Below are 14,092 nucleotides of genomic sequence, written 5' to 3' on the forward strand. Positions count from 1 at the left end.
ATTGTTTCAACGACGTATCAGTTGCAAATAAATGGGCTGCTTGTTACGCAGATTCACCGCCGGCTCCAGTTCAAGTGGGCTGTCGTCCAGTAGCTGCACGCGGAATTTTCGCGCCATCAGCCCGAAGTGTATCTGCATCTCGACGGTAGCAAAAAAATCCCCGATGCAGCGCCGCGGCCCGGCAGAGAAGGGGATATAAGCCTGCTTGTGCTGCTCGCGAATATTCTCCTCGGCAAAACGCTCCGGGTCGAATTTTTCCGGCTGCGGCCAGTAGCGGGGATGGCGATGCAGGAAATAGGGCGTAATAAAGATATCCGTACCGGCCGGCACAAAATAGTCGCCGAGCTGATCGTCCTCGATGGCCCGGCGAGTGTAAAGCCAGACCGGCGGATAATAGCGCAGCGCCTCTTCAACCACCTGCTTGACGTAGGGCAGCTGTTCCAGATCATCAAAACCGGGAATCTGCGCGTAATCGGCCCCGTCGACCTCGGCATGCAGCTTGCGCTCGACCTCGGGATAGCTGGCCAGGAAGTACCAGACCCAGTTGAGGGTAATCGCACTGGTTTCATGCCCGGCAATGATCATGGTCATGATCTCGTCCAGCAATTCTCTGTCGCTCATGGCCTCGTCGGTTTCCTTGTCCCGCGAGTCCATGAACATGGCCAGAAAATCGACCCGCTCGGGCTGCTCGCGCCGACGCCGTTCGATCACTTCCAGAATGATTTTGCTCAGGGCCCGGAACTTGATCACCAGCTGCATATCCCGGGTCATCTCCTCGGTGAGGATCGAGAACGGATTACTGCCCTGCTCGGCGATAATCCGATCCAGGTCCTCGCTGAACAGCGAGCGCAACACGATCTGCAATGCCAGCTCACTGGCCTCACTGGTGATATTGATCGGTTCGCCACGATCGGCCTTCGCCTCCCAGCTGTCGAGCCGTTCCAGGTTACAACGTTTGATCTGATCGGAGAGCTCGGCGATTACCTTGCGACTGAAAGCCGGCTGGATCATTCGGCGCTGGCGACGCCAGAACGGGCCGTCACTGACAATAATTCCGTTGCCCAGCAACATCTTGACCCGATCGAAACCCACGCCTTTGGTATAATTCTGATGATTCTTGACCAGAATGTGCTTGAGGTAATCGGGATGATTCACCAGATAGCCGTCGCTCTTGCGACTGCTGGACCTCAATCGGCAGATATCGCCATACTCGGCAATCAGCCCGGCGATAATATCAAAGGATTCCGGTGTGGTATTGAGATCGCAGGGCTGAGCCGGGCCGGGCGGCAATTTTTTTGAACCCTGTGCTGTCGCCGTCATTCGCTTGCCTGAACGTTGGAAAATCGTGATACGAGTTGATTATGAGCCAGTCTGAAGTCCGCCTACTATATATGAATATCGATCCGGAGAAAATCAGCCCGGCGACGCTGGAGCGGTGGCTGGCACAACTTCCCGCCCGTAAACGTGAACAGATTGGCAAACACCGCCACCATGCCAACCGGGTCCAGTCCGCCGCGGGCTGGCGTCTGGTAGAACAGGCCATGCACGAGCTGGGTTTTGCCGATTTCAGCCTCGAGGCGGTCGACTTCGCCAGTCCCCACAAATCCGGCTCCCCCTTCCCCGCCGATTTCAATATCAGCCATTCAGGGCAGCTGGTCTGCGCCGCGGCACTGGCCGGTGGGCGGATTGGCATCGATGTCGAACAGTTTCGACCTCTGAAAAGTGACGTCATCCACAAATACCTGACGGCCGAACAGGCCCGTCAGTGTCAGCAGGATCCGAACCGGTTTTTTGATTTCTGGACGCAAAAAGAGGCCGTGCTCAAGGCTCACGGTCGCGAAGGCATCCTGCGACTGCGTGAGGTTGAGCTGCGGGAAGACGGCCAGGCCGCTTTTGCCGGCAAGACCTGGTATCTGACCTCGCTGCACCTGGCCGACAGCTATGCCGGCCACATTGCCACGGATCGCCCGAACTATCAGGTAAACATTACCCAGATTGATCCTTTAGAATAGGCGCGAAGGCAGTCGCCGGATAACATAACCTCTCGCAAAGCCGCAATGACGCAGAGAAATAATAGATCACCGGTCCGGTTTTGGGATACATCATCAATAAACCCTGCTCTTGAGTCCGAACATGAGCGACTTTGCGCCTCTGCCGCATAGCAAGAGTCATTTTGAACACAAACTATACGTTGCGTGTATACATCGTGAGGAAGTATGAAACTACGCCGCCATCTTCTGTCACTGTTTGCCAAACCCCTGCTCAAGGGCCTGATGAATGTCCTGTGGCTCACCTGTCGGGTGAAGGCCGTCATCGGCGAAGAACATGCCGAACAGGTGCTGGCCGACGGCAAACCGGTGATTCCCTGCTACTGGCATCAGCATCATATCTTCGGCATCTGGTACATGCTCCGGCTGCGCCGGCACGGGCTCCGGGTCGGCTTTTTGATCAGTCCCTCGCGGGACGGGGAAGTGCCGGCGAAGATCGCCGAGTCCTGGGAACTGCGGGCCATTCGCGGCTCCAGCCACCGCACCGGCGCCCGGGCCCTGAAAGAGTTGTATGAATTGATCACCAAAGAGGGCATCTCGCCGGTCAATACGTCCGACGGGCCGACCGGACCGATTCACAAATTCAAACCCGGTGCCATCATGCTAGCGCAAATGAGTGGCGCACCCATCCTGCCCCTCTCCTGGGCCGCCGATCGTTACTGGCAACTGGCCTCCTGGGATCGGTTTATTATTCCCAAACCGTTTTCCCGCATCGCCATCGCCGTCGGTGAACCCCGGCATATCGATCGCCAGCTGGGTATGACCGAACTGGAGCCGGTGCAACAGGAACTGGAGCAGACACTGCAAGGGCTAACCCGGACAGCCGAACAGGCCCTGCAGGAATAAATCACCATTATCCTGATACCGAGATGGTAGTGCACAGGACGCACTCGCCGTGACTGCAAAAAGAAAAACCCAACGCAGAGGCGCAAAGACGCAGAGGGACGCTGAGAATGAATATAAATTTGGTCCGATCATGCTGGTCACGCTGACGACAGCCTGCATGACACCGTAATGGATATAACCACTGAAACACTGAATACATCGAACAGCACTGAACAACCCGGTCATTCATCGTCGCCGGATTCGCTTAGTTCAGAACCCCGGCAAAATCTGGATCCGTCGCGTTACTCCTTGACCCAGGCGACTCAGTAAAATGGACGTGTATTCGGAACACGGCGATCAGGCGCTTAACTCTTCGCGTACCCCGGCGAGTATCTCCTGCATGCTGATCGAATCGCGCAGCAGGTCCATGACCTCTTTTTCATTCAACGGCCGGCTGAACAAAAAGCCCTGGATAGTATGGCAGCCAAGCGCGTGCAAATAGGCCAGCTCGCGCGCGGTTTCCACCCCTTCGGCCACCACGTTCAGACGCAGACTGTGCGACAGGGCCATGATGGCGGTCACAATACTGGCGTTATCGCTGCTGGCCCGATCGTTCACATTGGTGACAAAGGAGCGATCGATTTTCAATGTATCGATGGGAAAACGTTTGAGATGACTCAGGGATGAATAACCGGTGCCAAAGTCATCTACCGCAATGCGCACCCCCATGGCCTTGAGCTCCTCGAGTACCCGGGTACTGGTCTCGACATCGGACATCAGGCAGCTTTCGGTCACTTCGATCTCGATATTGTCAGGCTCGGCCTGACTTTCTTCGAGGATTCGCCCAACCCGCCGGGTGAAATTGTTTTGCTCGAACTGCGGCGCCGCCACATTCACCGAGATCGGTAACACCGGCAGTCCCTGTGCCTGCCAGCGATTACTGGCGGCGCAGGCTTCGCGGATCACCCATTCGCCGACCGGAATGATCAACCCGCTTTCCTCGAGCACGGGCACAAACTCCAGTGGCGGCACCAGTCCCCGCTCGGGATGCTGCCAGCGAATCAGCGCCTCGAAGCCTTTGATAGCCCCGCTGGTCGAATCGACCTTGGGTTGATAATGCAATACAAACTGATGCTGTTCCAATGCCGCACGCAGACCGTGTTCGGCCCGCAGGCGACCGGCACTACCCTCGCCCATCTGGGGCGTATAAAAAGCGATACGCCGGCCACCGGTTTTTTTGGCCCGTTGCATGGCGGCATCAGCCGACATCAACAGTTTTTCATCTTCCTGATGATCGATGGGATAGACGGCAATACCCACCCGGGTTGTGATATCGATCTCGTGCTCGTCAAACAGATAAGGCTCGTCGGCGACCTCAACCAGGCGCACTACGGCCTTTTCGATCTCATCCTTGCGCTCGACATCGCCCAGAATGATGGCAAAGTCATCGGCGCACATGCGGATAACGCTGTCACTGGCCCGCAGGATATTGCGCAGACGCTGGGCCATTTCCATCAGCACGCGATCCGCCACTGCATGACCCAGGGCATGGTTAATCCGCTGAAAGCGATCGATATTGATACGAACCAGCGCCACCAGTTTCTCTTCCCGCCGGGCATGGGCACAGGCTCGCTCCAGCCGGTCCCAGAACAACACCCGGTTGGGCAGCCCGGTCAGATCGTCATGATAGGCCCGCCGGGCCAGTTCGATATCGTGCAGGCGGGAGCGGTGCACTAACCAGCGATCCAGCACGACCAGCGCCAGTAGTCCGGCGCCAATCAACAACAGCATCGCCACCACCACGGTGCGTGTGGTGCCCTGCGCCAGTGCCTCGAGTGAGTCGGCGGCGCTAACCAGTTCCAGCGAGGCCTGCGCCGGGTCTCCCACGGGGAGCCGGTTCAGCACCCGGGTACCGTCTTGCGTCTCGAACACGGCCGTATGTCGGGGCGCCGGGCTGGCAAGCGCGTCGTCGGGCAACCCGCCCGCAGACGCGGACAACAGTGGCTGGCCATCGGCCCGGGAGAGTTGATAGTGGTCTGGCCCGAATGCCTGAATAAAGTGGTGCAGACTTTCGCGTTCGGCCGGGGAAGCCTGGCCTTCGAGTAACGCCTGCCAGCCCGCTTGCTGTGGCAACAATCGGGCGAGGCGCTCGGCCTGGGCTGTCTGTTGCGCCAGCAGCTGCGCCTCCTGCTGGGCGAGAAGCACATGCTGTACCGCGATACCCAGTCCGAGTACCAGCAGCAGTACCAGCAAGAGCCCCGCGTGGACCACCTGGCCCTGCTGCCGGAAAAGAGAATGTCGGGTCATACAGCCTGTATCGCCGCGGGTGCGGTTCCTTTGTGGTTTATTGGGACAGAACAGGTAGCGCAGGCGGATTTATCGACACGTTCCGCGACAAACTTGAGAGTCCTGTCACAGTTCCACCGCCCGATTCGGCCCCTTGCTCCAGGTTCTTGATTTTAAAGATCAAAACCACAGAGAAGCCGGTCACAGATCGACACCCCGGACGCCTGGGCAACCGGGCCGCGACCTATAATTGGTTGCATGCAATCCAGCCTGCCCAGATTCGCCCGCACGGCCGCCCTGCTGCTGGTGGCGATGCTCTTGTGCCTGCAGCCGGCCCAGGCCGCGCTGGTCAAAATCGGGGTGTTCAGCCCCGAGGGCTTCGCCGCCGGCATGCAACGCTGGCAGCCGAGCGCCGATTATCTCGCTCAGCAGCTGCCCGCGCACCGCTTCCAGGTGTTGCCCTACCAGGATCTGGGCGAGCTGGAGCAGGACGCGCGCCGGGGGAAATTCGATTTTGTCCTCACCCACCCGGCCTCCTTCGTTCAGCTCGAGCAACAGGCGGGCCTGCTCCGGCTTTTGACCCGTCGCCACCGCGACGGTGCGCAGCAGCATGCGCATGCCGCCGTGGTCATCTTCACCCGCGCCGACAATCGCCGGATCCAGGGGCTCGCCGATTTTGCCCGGACCCCGTTTGTCGCCACCCGGGGGCAGGATTACAGCAGCTGGCAACTGGTCCGGCTGGAACTGCAACGCCTGGGACAGGACCCCGACCACGCCTTCTCCGGAGTGACCTTCGCCGGGCACAGCGAGGCGGTGCTGGACGCGGTGATGCGCGGCGATTATCCGGCCGGGGCCATGGCGGCGCGGGATTTCGATCGTTTCCTGCGCCAGGGGCGTATTTCCCCCCAGGCGGTCCGAATCCTCGAAGCGAGTGAAACCGCCGACTTTCCCTTTCGTTTCAGCGGCCGGCTCTATCCGCAATGGCCGCTGGGCGTCCTGCCCGATACCCCGGCCGAACTGCGCCAGGCCGTGCAGCAGAGCCTGCTGGCTCTGCCCGAAGGGCATGCGGCACTGCAGGCCGGCGATTATGCCGGCTGGCAACCGGCGGATAATTACCAGGCCGTGCGACCAATACTGAGCAAAAGCCTGAGTCGCCATGTGGTTGAACGCCAGCTGAGTGTGGCCAACCTGTGGCTGGAACAACACCGTCAAACCCTGTTGATCACGCTGGCGTTCACCCTGCTGGCCTGGTTACTGGTCCGCCTGTTCGGCCCAGCCGCGCAAACTCGCCCGCGCTTATAAACGCCCTGCTGCCCTTTAACCCGATATCCAATCGGGATTTTTTGCCGCGCCATCCCAACCTGTTACAATAAGGCCGGTTTCAAACAACACACTCCCCGCATGGCAAACGACGACAGCAAAAAATATTCCGGCGAACTGCATAAGGGCGCGGATCGCTCCGCCCCCTACCCGGTCAGCCGCCTCGCCCCGGCCTTCGAGCTGGTCGATCTGGCCAAGCAGATCAGCGAGGCCGATAAAATGCTCAACACCCGGGTCAGCTCCAAGCTGAAGGTGATCGCCGATCAAATCCGGCACCTGCAGGACGAAGCACGCCAGGTCCTTGAAGATACGCAGAAGGATCAACAACTGCACCAGGCGGCCTGCAACTTTCAGCGCCAGCCGGGGCACATCTATCACCTGTACCGCAAGCCAAACGGACAGACCTGGTTCTCCATGCTCTCTCCCGATGACTGGCAGGGCCGGCCACCCAACGAATATATCGGCTCTTACCGACTTGAAGCCGACATGTCCTGGACCGACATGGCCACGGTGAACGACGGCGATAGCGACGAAACCCGCGAGCTGGTCAAACGACTGCTGGAAGGTCACGGACTCTGAGCGGGAACAGACAGGGAATTTTCCTGTCTGTTTATACCAGGTCGGGTTATTACCTGTCTGGTTCCCCCTGAAACTGATCCCCGAAACGTAAATCCCTGCAACCTGAATCAAGGAAACGTCCGTGTCGCTGCGAGTGAAGCTATTCGTCCTGTTGCTGTTATTGACACCCGGTTATCCGCTCGCCGACGAACCGCCGCGCATGACGATCAGCGTCAAGAATCAGGAGCTGGAACTGCGCCACTATCCCGCCGAAGGCGAGACTCTCGCGCTGTGGTTTCCCCCGGGTTATGGGTTCGTGGAACGGCATGATCAAGTAATCCGGGGTCTGCAACAGCATGGTATCGAGTCGTGGCAGGTGGATCTGCTGGAGAATCTGTTTTTACCGCGCGGCTCGGACAGTATTCGCCAGATCGACCCGGAACTTGTTGCCGGGGTGATCGAAGAAGCACAGCAACAAACCGGCAAGCCGGTGGTGCTGATCACCAATTCCTATGGTGCCATTCTCGCCCTGCGCGGAATGCGGGCGTGGCAGCAAAAACATCCGGGCGACAATAGCCTGATTGGTGCCGTCATGTTCTCGCCCAATGCCTATCAGGGGATTCCGTCGCTGGGTCTGCCGCCGCAATATATTCCCCAAACCTATGCCAGCAACATGCCGCTGATGATTCTGCAAAGTGCGCGCAATGGCAATCGCAGCCAGCTGGAGGATCTGCTGGGCGCCTTGCGAACCGGCGGCAGCCCGGTCTTCGTCCAGCTGATGCCGGGCGCCACGTCGTTGTTCTACAAAGAAGATCAGGCCGACGCCACACTCAAACATCTGCAACAGGCCCCACAGCGTATTGTGCGAGCCATTGCCGTGCTGGACAAACTGCCCACGCCGCAGAACGTCGCCCGTCTGCCGCATGAAACGCCTGTCGAAGAGACACCGCTGGGCCTGGATATTGGCCTCAAACCGTTTCGTGGCGAGTGGGCGCCGCCCGTACTGGATCTGCAAGATGCCAACGATCAACAACATACCTTGCGGGATTACACCGGCAAGGTACGGGTCATCAACTTCTGGGCCACCTGGTGTCCGCCCTGCGTGGAGGAGATTCCCTCCCTGAACCGGCTGCGCGAAAAAATGGCCGGCGAACCGTTTGAACTGATCTCGGTTAACTACGCCCAGCAGGCCGACGAGGTCAAGAAGTTCCTGGAAAAGGTGGATGTGCAGTTTCCGGTGCTGATCGATCACGACGGCGCCGAAGCCGCCCGCTGGCGGGTCATTGCCTTTCCCTCGACCTATATCATCGACGGTAATGGCAAGATTCGTTATGGCGTCAATGCCGCCATCGAATGGGATACGCCGCAGGTCATCCAGGCCCTGCGACGCTTAATCGAAGAAACGACTGATTGACCAAACCGCCGTCGACACCGAAAAATTTCTACCTGCAAAGAAGAAGCTTTAACTGTTCGGTGGTTTAATCGCCCTGGTACCGGTTCAGTCAAATATCTGTTCGAAAAACTCCAGCATATCCGCCCAGGAATCCTTGTCGGCCGCTTCGTCATAGGCCAGTGGCAGGCCAAATTTCTTGCCAGCCCCGGTCGCATCGGGGTTGGTGAAACCGTGTTTGACTCCCGGATAGCTGGTCAGCTTATAGTCAACATCGGCCGCATCCATTTCTTTTTTGAATGCTTCGACATCTTCTGCTTTGACCATCTGATCGGCTTCACCGGTATAGACGCGGATCTGCGCTTCGACATCTCCCTTTGAAGCCGGACTATCGGTACCGAGCATACCGTGGAAGCTGGCCACGCCGTCGATGTCGATCCCGCGGCGGGCCATTTCCAGCACCACGCCACCGCCGAAACAGTACCCGATCGCGGCAATCTCATCGGCCTCGGTCATGGGATGATTTTTCAGTTGTTCCAGTGCAGCCAGGAAACGGGATTCGGCCACGTCCATGTTCTTGCGGACTTCACCGGCGAACTTGCCGGCCGTGTCGGGGTGATCGGCGGTTTTGCCTTCTCCGTACATATCCAGGGCAAAGGCTACATACCCTTCTTTGGCCAGCATACGGGCCCGCTCGCGGGAGTATTCGTTATGGCCCCACCATTCATGCACCACCAGTACCCCGGGACGTTTGCCCTCGATACTGTCATCGTAGGCAACATACCCTTTCATTTCGGTGCCGTTATCGCGATAGGTGACAGTTTCGGTTTGCAGCGCGGCCATGGCACCCGGGGCAACCGTTAACAACAGCGCTATCAGCCAAATGCGGTTCCGTTTCATTCTCCACTCCTTATTATTCTGGGTTAGCGGTTTCGATCATCGATCTCAATAAACGTTCCAAATACTCTGCAAGTATGCGGTGCGGCTGCATCCATCAAAAACAACATACTCCGGCATTCAAAACACCTGATTCAGCCCGGTTGTCCATCGACCCGGGGTTTGATCAGTATCGGTATATACTCAATCACAAACAGGCCAAACGCAACCAGCCAGAATGCGGCCGAGGTTACAATGCTGTCACTATAGCCGCTTCCCCCCAGGATGCCACCGACAACCCGGATAATGGCCGCCAGCAGAAGACAGATAAACGCGATCGTCGTCACCCGCGAGGCACCAATGGTGCGTCCGCTATGGCCCTGACTGACACGGGCCATCATCCCCAGAGTAATCAATCCCAGTGTCCCCAGCGTAAAGGCGTGTACCTCAACAATCGCCGGGATCCAGCCCAGCCCCGCCAGTACCGCGAACAACAGACTCAACACCAGCCAGAGATAGGCCAGATGCAGGACCCACAACATGGGAATTCGCCACAATGCCGGATGGTGCCAGCTCCACCAGCGCAGCGCATTGAGCACAAACGCCAGGGCTGCCAGCCAGATGCCGACGGGACTTTGCGGCTGCCAAAAGCTCACCAGCGCATACGCGATCAAAGAGAGCACGCCCAACCGTTCCAGCCAGGGATTTTGTTTGAGCTTGATTCCGCCGATGCCCCGTTCGATGAAAAACGGGACCACCCGTCCGGCCATGACCGCGATGAGGATCATGATCAGAAAAACCATCATCTGGATGCCGGAGCCGGCCAGTGGCCCGATAAACGTATGCTCCAGATGGGTCAGCAGGTTGGCGACCATCATCAAACCCAGCAGGCTGATAAAAATCAGCAGGTTCGGCATTTGTCGGGCGCGCCATAACGGCACGGCAATCGCCAGTGCCAGCACCGGCAAAAAAGCCACATCCACAATCAGCACCAGCATGGCCGGCAGCCATGCGGCCGAAGCGATGGCCAGCCGCCCGGCCAGCCAGAGTAATGCCAGCCACATCAATGGCACGCCCGTCAGCGTTTGCCTGCCGGTCCAGTTGCGCACGGCAGTTAACAAAAACCCGGCTATGACCGCCGTGGCATACCCGAATAACAGTTCATGGCTGTGCCAGAAAGCCGGGTTGGCAAAATACGGGGCCGGGATATATTGAAAATAGATCAACAACCAGAAAGCCATCAGGATCACCGCCGATAACCCGGCCAGCAGGAAAAACGGCCGAAAGCCCAGTTGCCACAGGGCAAACCGGGGACACTGTCCAGAATGAAGCTGCTCAGGATTCAATGACATGGCGCACTCCTTGTCACGCTGCGTTGCAAAAATCCGCCCTGCCAGAACCACAGAGAGGAACCGGAGGACCGATTGTGAACAAACAACCCTGTCACCGGCTTTGATGCGCATCAAGGCCCTGCGCCGTTCAGCTCAAATATCCAGCCACAAACCCACGCCAATATAACGTTCATTATCCTGGAAAAACTCGCCAAGCTGGGCCTTGCCGTCATAGGCTTCGATGCCGATGCGCCACACGCGTGTCGGGGTCGGAATCTGCCAGCCCACCTGTAAACTGAGGTCTTTTTGCCAGTCACGTTCCTCACTGGCACCGATATCCAGCCCGGCATACCAGTCCGTTTCGCGGTCATTGCCCGGCTGGTATTGCAGCCCCGTTTGCGCCCGCCAGGGTTTTTGCAGCCGGTTATTGCGTCGATCGTATGCGCGGCCAGCTTCAACATACCATTGCCAGCGGTCATCCAGGGCCAGGTTTACCCCCGCCTGTAACTCCTCGCGCGTGTAATTGATCCGGGCGCGCCCGGTCCGCTCCATATATTCGTCACCGACATGGCTGGAAATATGATAGGCCCCGATTTTAAATGCCAGAGAGCGATTCGGCCGGTAAGAGAGCATCAGGGCATAGATACCATCCCAGCCGATATTATCCTGACTGGCATCCACATCGAACTGGCCATGAAAACCCGCATCAATGCTCAGCAACCAGCCCCGGTTGTCTTGCCCCGAAACATCGGGCCAATGCAGCAACCCGAGCCGGCCACCCAGCTTGAGATCAAAGCGGCGTTCGCCGGTTTGATCGATCGTGGTTTGTTCGAAATAGAGAGATTTGGCGGAAAACTGAATACGGCGCGGATCGGCCAGGTTCACCGGGTACAGCTGCTGCTCCGGAAACAGAGTAACGTCTCTTGCCAGAACGGAATCCGGCAACAGACAACTGGATAGCAGGGCAAGCGAGACAAACGGCGAGAACAGCTGGCGGGACATAATTGGCCTAGTAACCGAACTCCCCTTGCCACTGTCCCCGACGATAGTCGATCTGCAACCAGTGCGGCGTGAAAGCCGCCGGTTTTTCGATGGGAAAATCAGTCAACGGAGGCTCATCGCCGGCATAGTCGTTACCACAACGGGCGGTCATCACCGGGCGAAAGCGCAATTGCAACTTGTCATTCACCACAATGCCGCTGCCGTCCGTCGGTTCCTGAAATCGTACCTGGTAACGGATAAGACAACTGAAGTAGAGCTCCATTTCCGCCAGCAAAGGTTGTTGACGCTCAGCCAGTGCCTGCTCCGCAGCCCTGGACAGGTGAACGTCAACCGGCCTGCCATTGAGTTCCACGCGTGTTTGGGCACCGGTGCGGCGGGCCGGCATCAGGAAGCCGGCACCACATTGGTGGCATGCAGGCCCTTGGGGCCCCGCTCCGCGTCAAATGAGACCGTCTGACCTTCCTTGAGTGTCTTGTAGCCATCCGCGCTGATGGCGGAATAATGAACGAAGACGTCCTCGCCGCCTTCTTCTGCCTGAATGAATCCGTAACCCTTGGAATTGTTAAACCATTTTACAGTACCGTTCACCATTTTCCTCCAACCTCTGTTTTTGTTTACTGCTATTTTTATCAGCTTTGTGGGAAAATGCCGCCTTGCGGACGCTTCCCTCCCCAATCGGACAAAGCCTGATTTAAAGTATAGACCAACTATTTCTCGAATAAATATACTGATAAAAATTTTCTGCCCATACGCCGCAAAGGGGTGGATTATTAACAATCCTTAATATATAACCCCGATAAGGGAAATAAAAACAGAGACTTATCTTCGCATGGCCGCAAAGCCCGCAAAAAAACCACGGAAAATTGATGCCTTCAACCTGGCTCCCGGCCGGGTTCTGGCCCGCAAGTACGAGGTCGTTCGACAACTGGGCGCCGGCTGGGAGGGCGAGGTTTACCTGATCCGGGAGCTCTCCACCGGCATCGAGCGCACCGCCAAGCTGTTTTTCCCGCAACGCAATCTGCGCGACAAGAACACCCACTTTTACGCGACCAAGCTGCACAAGCTGCGCCACTGCCCGATTGTCATCCAGTACAGTCACCAGGACAGCATCACCGTCCAGGGCGAGCCGGTCACCCTGCTGATCTCGGAATACGTGGAGGGGGCTCTGCTCAGCCAGTTTATCCAGCGCCATCCGGGCAAACGCCTGGCGCCCTTTGAGGCCGTGCACCTGCTGCATGCCCTTGCCTCGGGCATGGAATGCATCCACGCCATGGGGGAATATCACGGCGACCTGCACTCAGAAAATATTATCGTGCAGAGCTTCGGTCTGCGTTTCGATCTCAAGCTGGTGGACCTGTTTCACCTGGGCGCCCCGACCCGCGAGCATATCCGCATGGATACCGTCGACATGATCCACGTGTTCTATGAAGCTCTCGGCGGCCAGAAACACTATGCGCGCCAGCCGCCCGAAATCAAATACATCATCAATGGCCTCAAACGCAGCCTGATCCTGAAAAAATTCAAAACGGCCGGGGAATTGCGACAGCATCTTGAAACCATGCGCTGGAGCTGAGCCATGTTAGTACGATCGTACCCCCGAACACCTGAACCCCGATCCCGGCATAACCAAGGAGGCCACTCTGGCTGCGTCACAGCTTTTCAGTAAGCAGGATTTCGAGACTCCACAAACTATGGCCTTATCCGGTGGGCAGGTGGTGTTTTATACCCATCGCGCTCCGAACAAGGAGACGGTCAACGAGGACAGCATGGGACTGGTGGAGCTCGATTCCGGCAGTTGTGTGCTGATCGTCGCCGACGGTCTGGGCGGCCAACCGGCTGGCGCCACCGCCTCGGAGATCGCCGTGAAAACCCTGTCCCGCTCATTGCACCGCACCGATGCCACACCACGCGAAACGATCCTGCAAGGGTTTGATCGGGCCAATCACCAGATCATCGAAAACGGCGGCGGCAGTGCCACCACACTGGCCGTGGTCGAGATTCGCAAAAACCAGTTGCGTCCCTATCATGTGGGTGATTCGATGATTGTGGTCACCGGCCAGCGCGGCAAACAAAAACTGTTCACGGTTTCCCATTCCCCGGTCGGCTACGCCGTGGAAGCCGGATTGCTGAATGAAGAAGAAGCCATCACTCACGCGGAGCGGCACCTGATCTCCAACGTCGTCGGTGCCGATGACATGAATATCTCCATGGGTTCGCTGATCAACCTGGCACCCCGTGATACCCTCTTGCTGGCCAGCGATGGTCTGTTCGACAATCTCTATTATGAAGAAACTATCGCAATAATCCGTAAAGGTACCCTGCCGGCCGCGGCAACCCGACTGGTGGAACTCGCTCACCAGCGCATGACCGGCAAGGCCCCCGATCAACCCTCTCATCCGGATGATTTGAGTTTTATTCTCTATCGTCCGTCGACCTGATCCCCGGGAGGTATCAGA

The 14,092-nt window shown here is 57.8% G+C and carries 14 protein-coding genes; 7 read left to right on the forward strand and 7 right to left on the reverse strand.

Annotated elements, in window-relative coordinates:
- Nucleotides 1-6: 6 nt before the first annotated feature.
- The gene (locus U5K34_RS14645) at nt 7-1,320 is read right to left on the reverse strand and encodes a cytochrome P450 (RefSeq protein ID WP_322569146.1); all 1,314 of its coding nucleotides are present in this window, start codon (nt 1,318-1,320) and stop codon (nt 7-9) included.
- A 41-nt stretch (nt 1,321-1,361) separates the two neighbouring features.
- Here U5K34_RS14645 and U5K34_RS14650 point away from each other — a divergent pair, with 41 nt between their 5' ends.
- A complete protein-coding gene (locus U5K34_RS14650) occupies nt 1,362-2,012 on the forward strand; it encodes a 4'-phosphopantetheinyl transferase family protein (RefSeq protein ID WP_322569147.1) in 651 nt (216 codons plus the stop codon).
- 204 nt (nt 2,013-2,216) lie between these two features.
- Nucleotides 2,217-2,894 carry a lysophospholipid acyltransferase family protein gene (locus U5K34_RS14655; RefSeq protein ID WP_322569148.1) on the forward strand — a complete coding sequence of 226 codons (678 nt, stop codon included), beginning with the start codon at nt 2,217-2,219 and terminating at the stop codon, nt 2,892-2,894.
- Nucleotides 2,895-3,230: 336 nt separating this feature from the next.
- On the opposite strand, the gene U5K34_RS14660 is transcribed toward U5K34_RS14655, so the two are convergent.
- Nucleotides 3,231-5,180, reverse strand: coding sequence for a bifunctional diguanylate cyclase/phosphodiesterase (locus U5K34_RS14660; RefSeq protein WP_322569149.1), 1,950 nt, complete (start codon nt 5,178-5,180; stop codon nt 3,231-3,233).
- A gap of 237 nt (nt 5,181-5,417) precedes the next feature.
- Here U5K34_RS14660 and U5K34_RS14665 point away from each other — a divergent pair, with 237 nt between their 5' ends.
- The 3 genes from U5K34_RS14665 to U5K34_RS14675 all read left to right on the forward strand — a co-directional run bounded on the left by U5K34_RS14665 (nt 5,418) and on the right by U5K34_RS14675 (nt 8,451).
- Nucleotides 5,418-6,461 carry a phosphate/phosphite/phosphonate ABC transporter substrate-binding protein gene (locus tag U5K34_RS14665; RefSeq protein ID WP_322569150.1) on the forward strand — a complete coding sequence of 348 codons (1,044 nt, stop codon included), beginning with the start codon at nt 5,418-5,420 and terminating at the stop codon, nt 6,459-6,461.
- Between the two features lie 99 nt (nt 6,462-6,560).
- Nucleotides 6,561-7,058 carry a DUF2452 domain-containing protein gene (locus tag U5K34_RS14670; protein ID WP_322569151.1) on the forward strand — a complete coding sequence of 166 codons (498 nt, stop codon included), beginning with the start codon at nt 6,561-6,563 and terminating at the stop codon, nt 7,056-7,058.
- 121 nt (nt 7,059-7,179) lie between these two features.
- A complete protein-coding gene (locus U5K34_RS14675) occupies nt 7,180-8,451 on the forward strand; it encodes a TlpA disulfide reductase family protein (protein WP_322569152.1) in 1,272 nt (423 codons plus the stop codon).
- Between the two features lie 84 nt (nt 8,452-8,535).
- Here the strand turns inward: U5K34_RS14675 and U5K34_RS14680 are convergent, their stop codons facing one another.
- The 5 genes from U5K34_RS14680 to U5K34_RS14700 all read right to left on the reverse strand — a co-directional run bounded on the left by U5K34_RS14680 (nt 8,536) and on the right by U5K34_RS14700 (nt 12,227).
- Complete coding sequence (locus U5K34_RS14680; RefSeq protein ID WP_322569153.1) at nt 8,536-9,327, reverse strand: dienelactone hydrolase family protein; 792 nt, start codon at nt 9,325-9,327, stop codon at nt 8,536-8,538.
- Nucleotides 9,328-9,458: 131 nt separating this feature from the next.
- Complete coding sequence (locus tag U5K34_RS14685) at nt 9,459-10,655, reverse strand: NnrS family protein (RefSeq protein WP_322569154.1); 1,197 nt, start codon at nt 10,653-10,655, stop codon at nt 9,459-9,461.
- A 132-nt stretch (nt 10,656-10,787) separates the two neighbouring features.
- Complete coding sequence (locus tag U5K34_RS14690; protein WP_322569155.1) at nt 10,788-11,636, reverse strand: DUF1207 domain-containing protein; 849 nt, start codon at nt 11,634-11,636, stop codon at nt 10,788-10,790.
- A 7-nt stretch (nt 11,637-11,643) separates the two neighbouring features.
- Complete coding sequence (locus tag U5K34_RS14695; protein ID WP_322569156.1) at nt 11,644-12,021, reverse strand: hypothetical protein; 378 nt, start codon at nt 12,019-12,021, stop codon at nt 11,644-11,646.
- Nucleotides 12,021-12,227, reverse strand: coding sequence for a cold-shock protein (locus U5K34_RS14700; RefSeq protein ID WP_310692670.1), 207 nt, complete (start codon nt 12,225-12,227; stop codon nt 12,021-12,023). The genes U5K34_RS14695 and U5K34_RS14700 overlap by 1 nt, the downstream gene beginning before the upstream one ends.
- Before the next feature lie 238 nt (nt 12,228-12,465).
- On the opposite strand from U5K34_RS14700, the gene U5K34_RS14705 reads away from it, so the two are divergent.
- Both U5K34_RS14705 and U5K34_RS14710 read left to right on the forward strand, forming a co-directional pair.
- Nucleotides 12,466-13,209, forward strand: a complete 744-nt coding sequence (locus U5K34_RS14705) for a protein kinase domain-containing protein (protein ID WP_322569157.1) — start codon at nt 12,466-12,468, stop codon at nt 13,207-13,209.
- Nucleotides 13,210-13,327: 118 nt separating this feature from the next.
- The gene (locus U5K34_RS14710) at nt 13,328-14,074 is read left to right on the forward strand and encodes a PP2C family protein-serine/threonine phosphatase (RefSeq protein WP_322569158.1); all 747 of its coding nucleotides are present in this window, start codon (nt 13,328-13,330) and stop codon (nt 14,072-14,074) included.
- Nucleotides 14,075-14,092 lie beyond the last annotated feature (18 nt).

This window comes from Thiohalophilus sp. (assembly GCF_034521165.1).
Classification (GTDB): Bacteria; Pseudomonadota; Gammaproteobacteria; order UBA6429; family Thiohalophilaceae; genus Thiohalophilus.

Bases quoted from the DNA above. Each gene is read 5' to 3' on its own strand.
- U5K34_RS14645 (WP_322569146.1), bottom strand. From the start codon at position 1,320: ATGACGGCGACAGCACAGGGTTCAAAAAAATTGCCGCCCGGCCCGGCT.
- U5K34_RS14650 (WP_322569147.1), top strand. From the start codon at position 1,362: ATGAGCCAGTCTGAAGTCCGCCTACTATATATGAATATCGATCCGGAG.
- U5K34_RS14655 (WP_322569148.1), top strand. From the start codon at position 2,217: ATGAAACTACGCCGCCATCTTCTGTCACTGTTTGCCAAACCCCTGCTC.
- U5K34_RS14660 (WP_322569149.1), bottom strand. From the start codon at position 5,180: ATGACCCGACATTCTCTTTTCCGGCAGCAGGGCCAGGTGGTCCACGCG.
- U5K34_RS14665 (WP_322569150.1), top strand. From the start codon at position 5,418: ATGCAATCCAGCCTGCCCAGATTCGCCCGCACGGCCGCCCTGCTGCTG.
- U5K34_RS14670 (WP_322569151.1), top strand. From the start codon at position 6,561: ATGGCAAACGACGACAGCAAAAAATATTCCGGCGAACTGCATAAGGGC.
- U5K34_RS14680 (WP_322569153.1), bottom strand. From the start codon at position 9,327: ATGAAACGGAACCGCATTTGGCTGATAGCGCTGTTGTTAACGGTTGCC.
- U5K34_RS14685 (WP_322569154.1), bottom strand. From the start codon at position 10,655: ATGTCATTGAATCCTGAGCAGCTTCATTCTGGACAGTGTCCCCGGTTT.
- U5K34_RS14690 (WP_322569155.1), bottom strand. From the start codon at position 11,636: ATGTCCCGCCAGCTGTTCTCGCCGTTTGTCTCGCTTGCCCTGCTATCC.
- U5K34_RS14695 (WP_322569156.1), bottom strand. From the start codon at position 12,021: ATGCCGGCCCGCCGCACCGGTGCCCAAACACGCGTGGAACTCAATGGC.
- U5K34_RS14700 (WP_310692670.1), bottom strand. From the start codon at position 12,227: ATGGTGAACGGTACTGTAAAATGGTTTAACAATTCCAAGGGTTACGGA.
- U5K34_RS14705 (WP_322569157.1), top strand. From the start codon at position 12,466: ATGGCCGCAAAGCCCGCAAAAAAACCACGGAAAATTGATGCCTTCAAC.
- U5K34_RS14710 (WP_322569158.1), top strand. From the start codon at position 13,328: ATGGCCTTATCCGGTGGGCAGGTGGTGTTTTATACCCATCGCGCTCCG.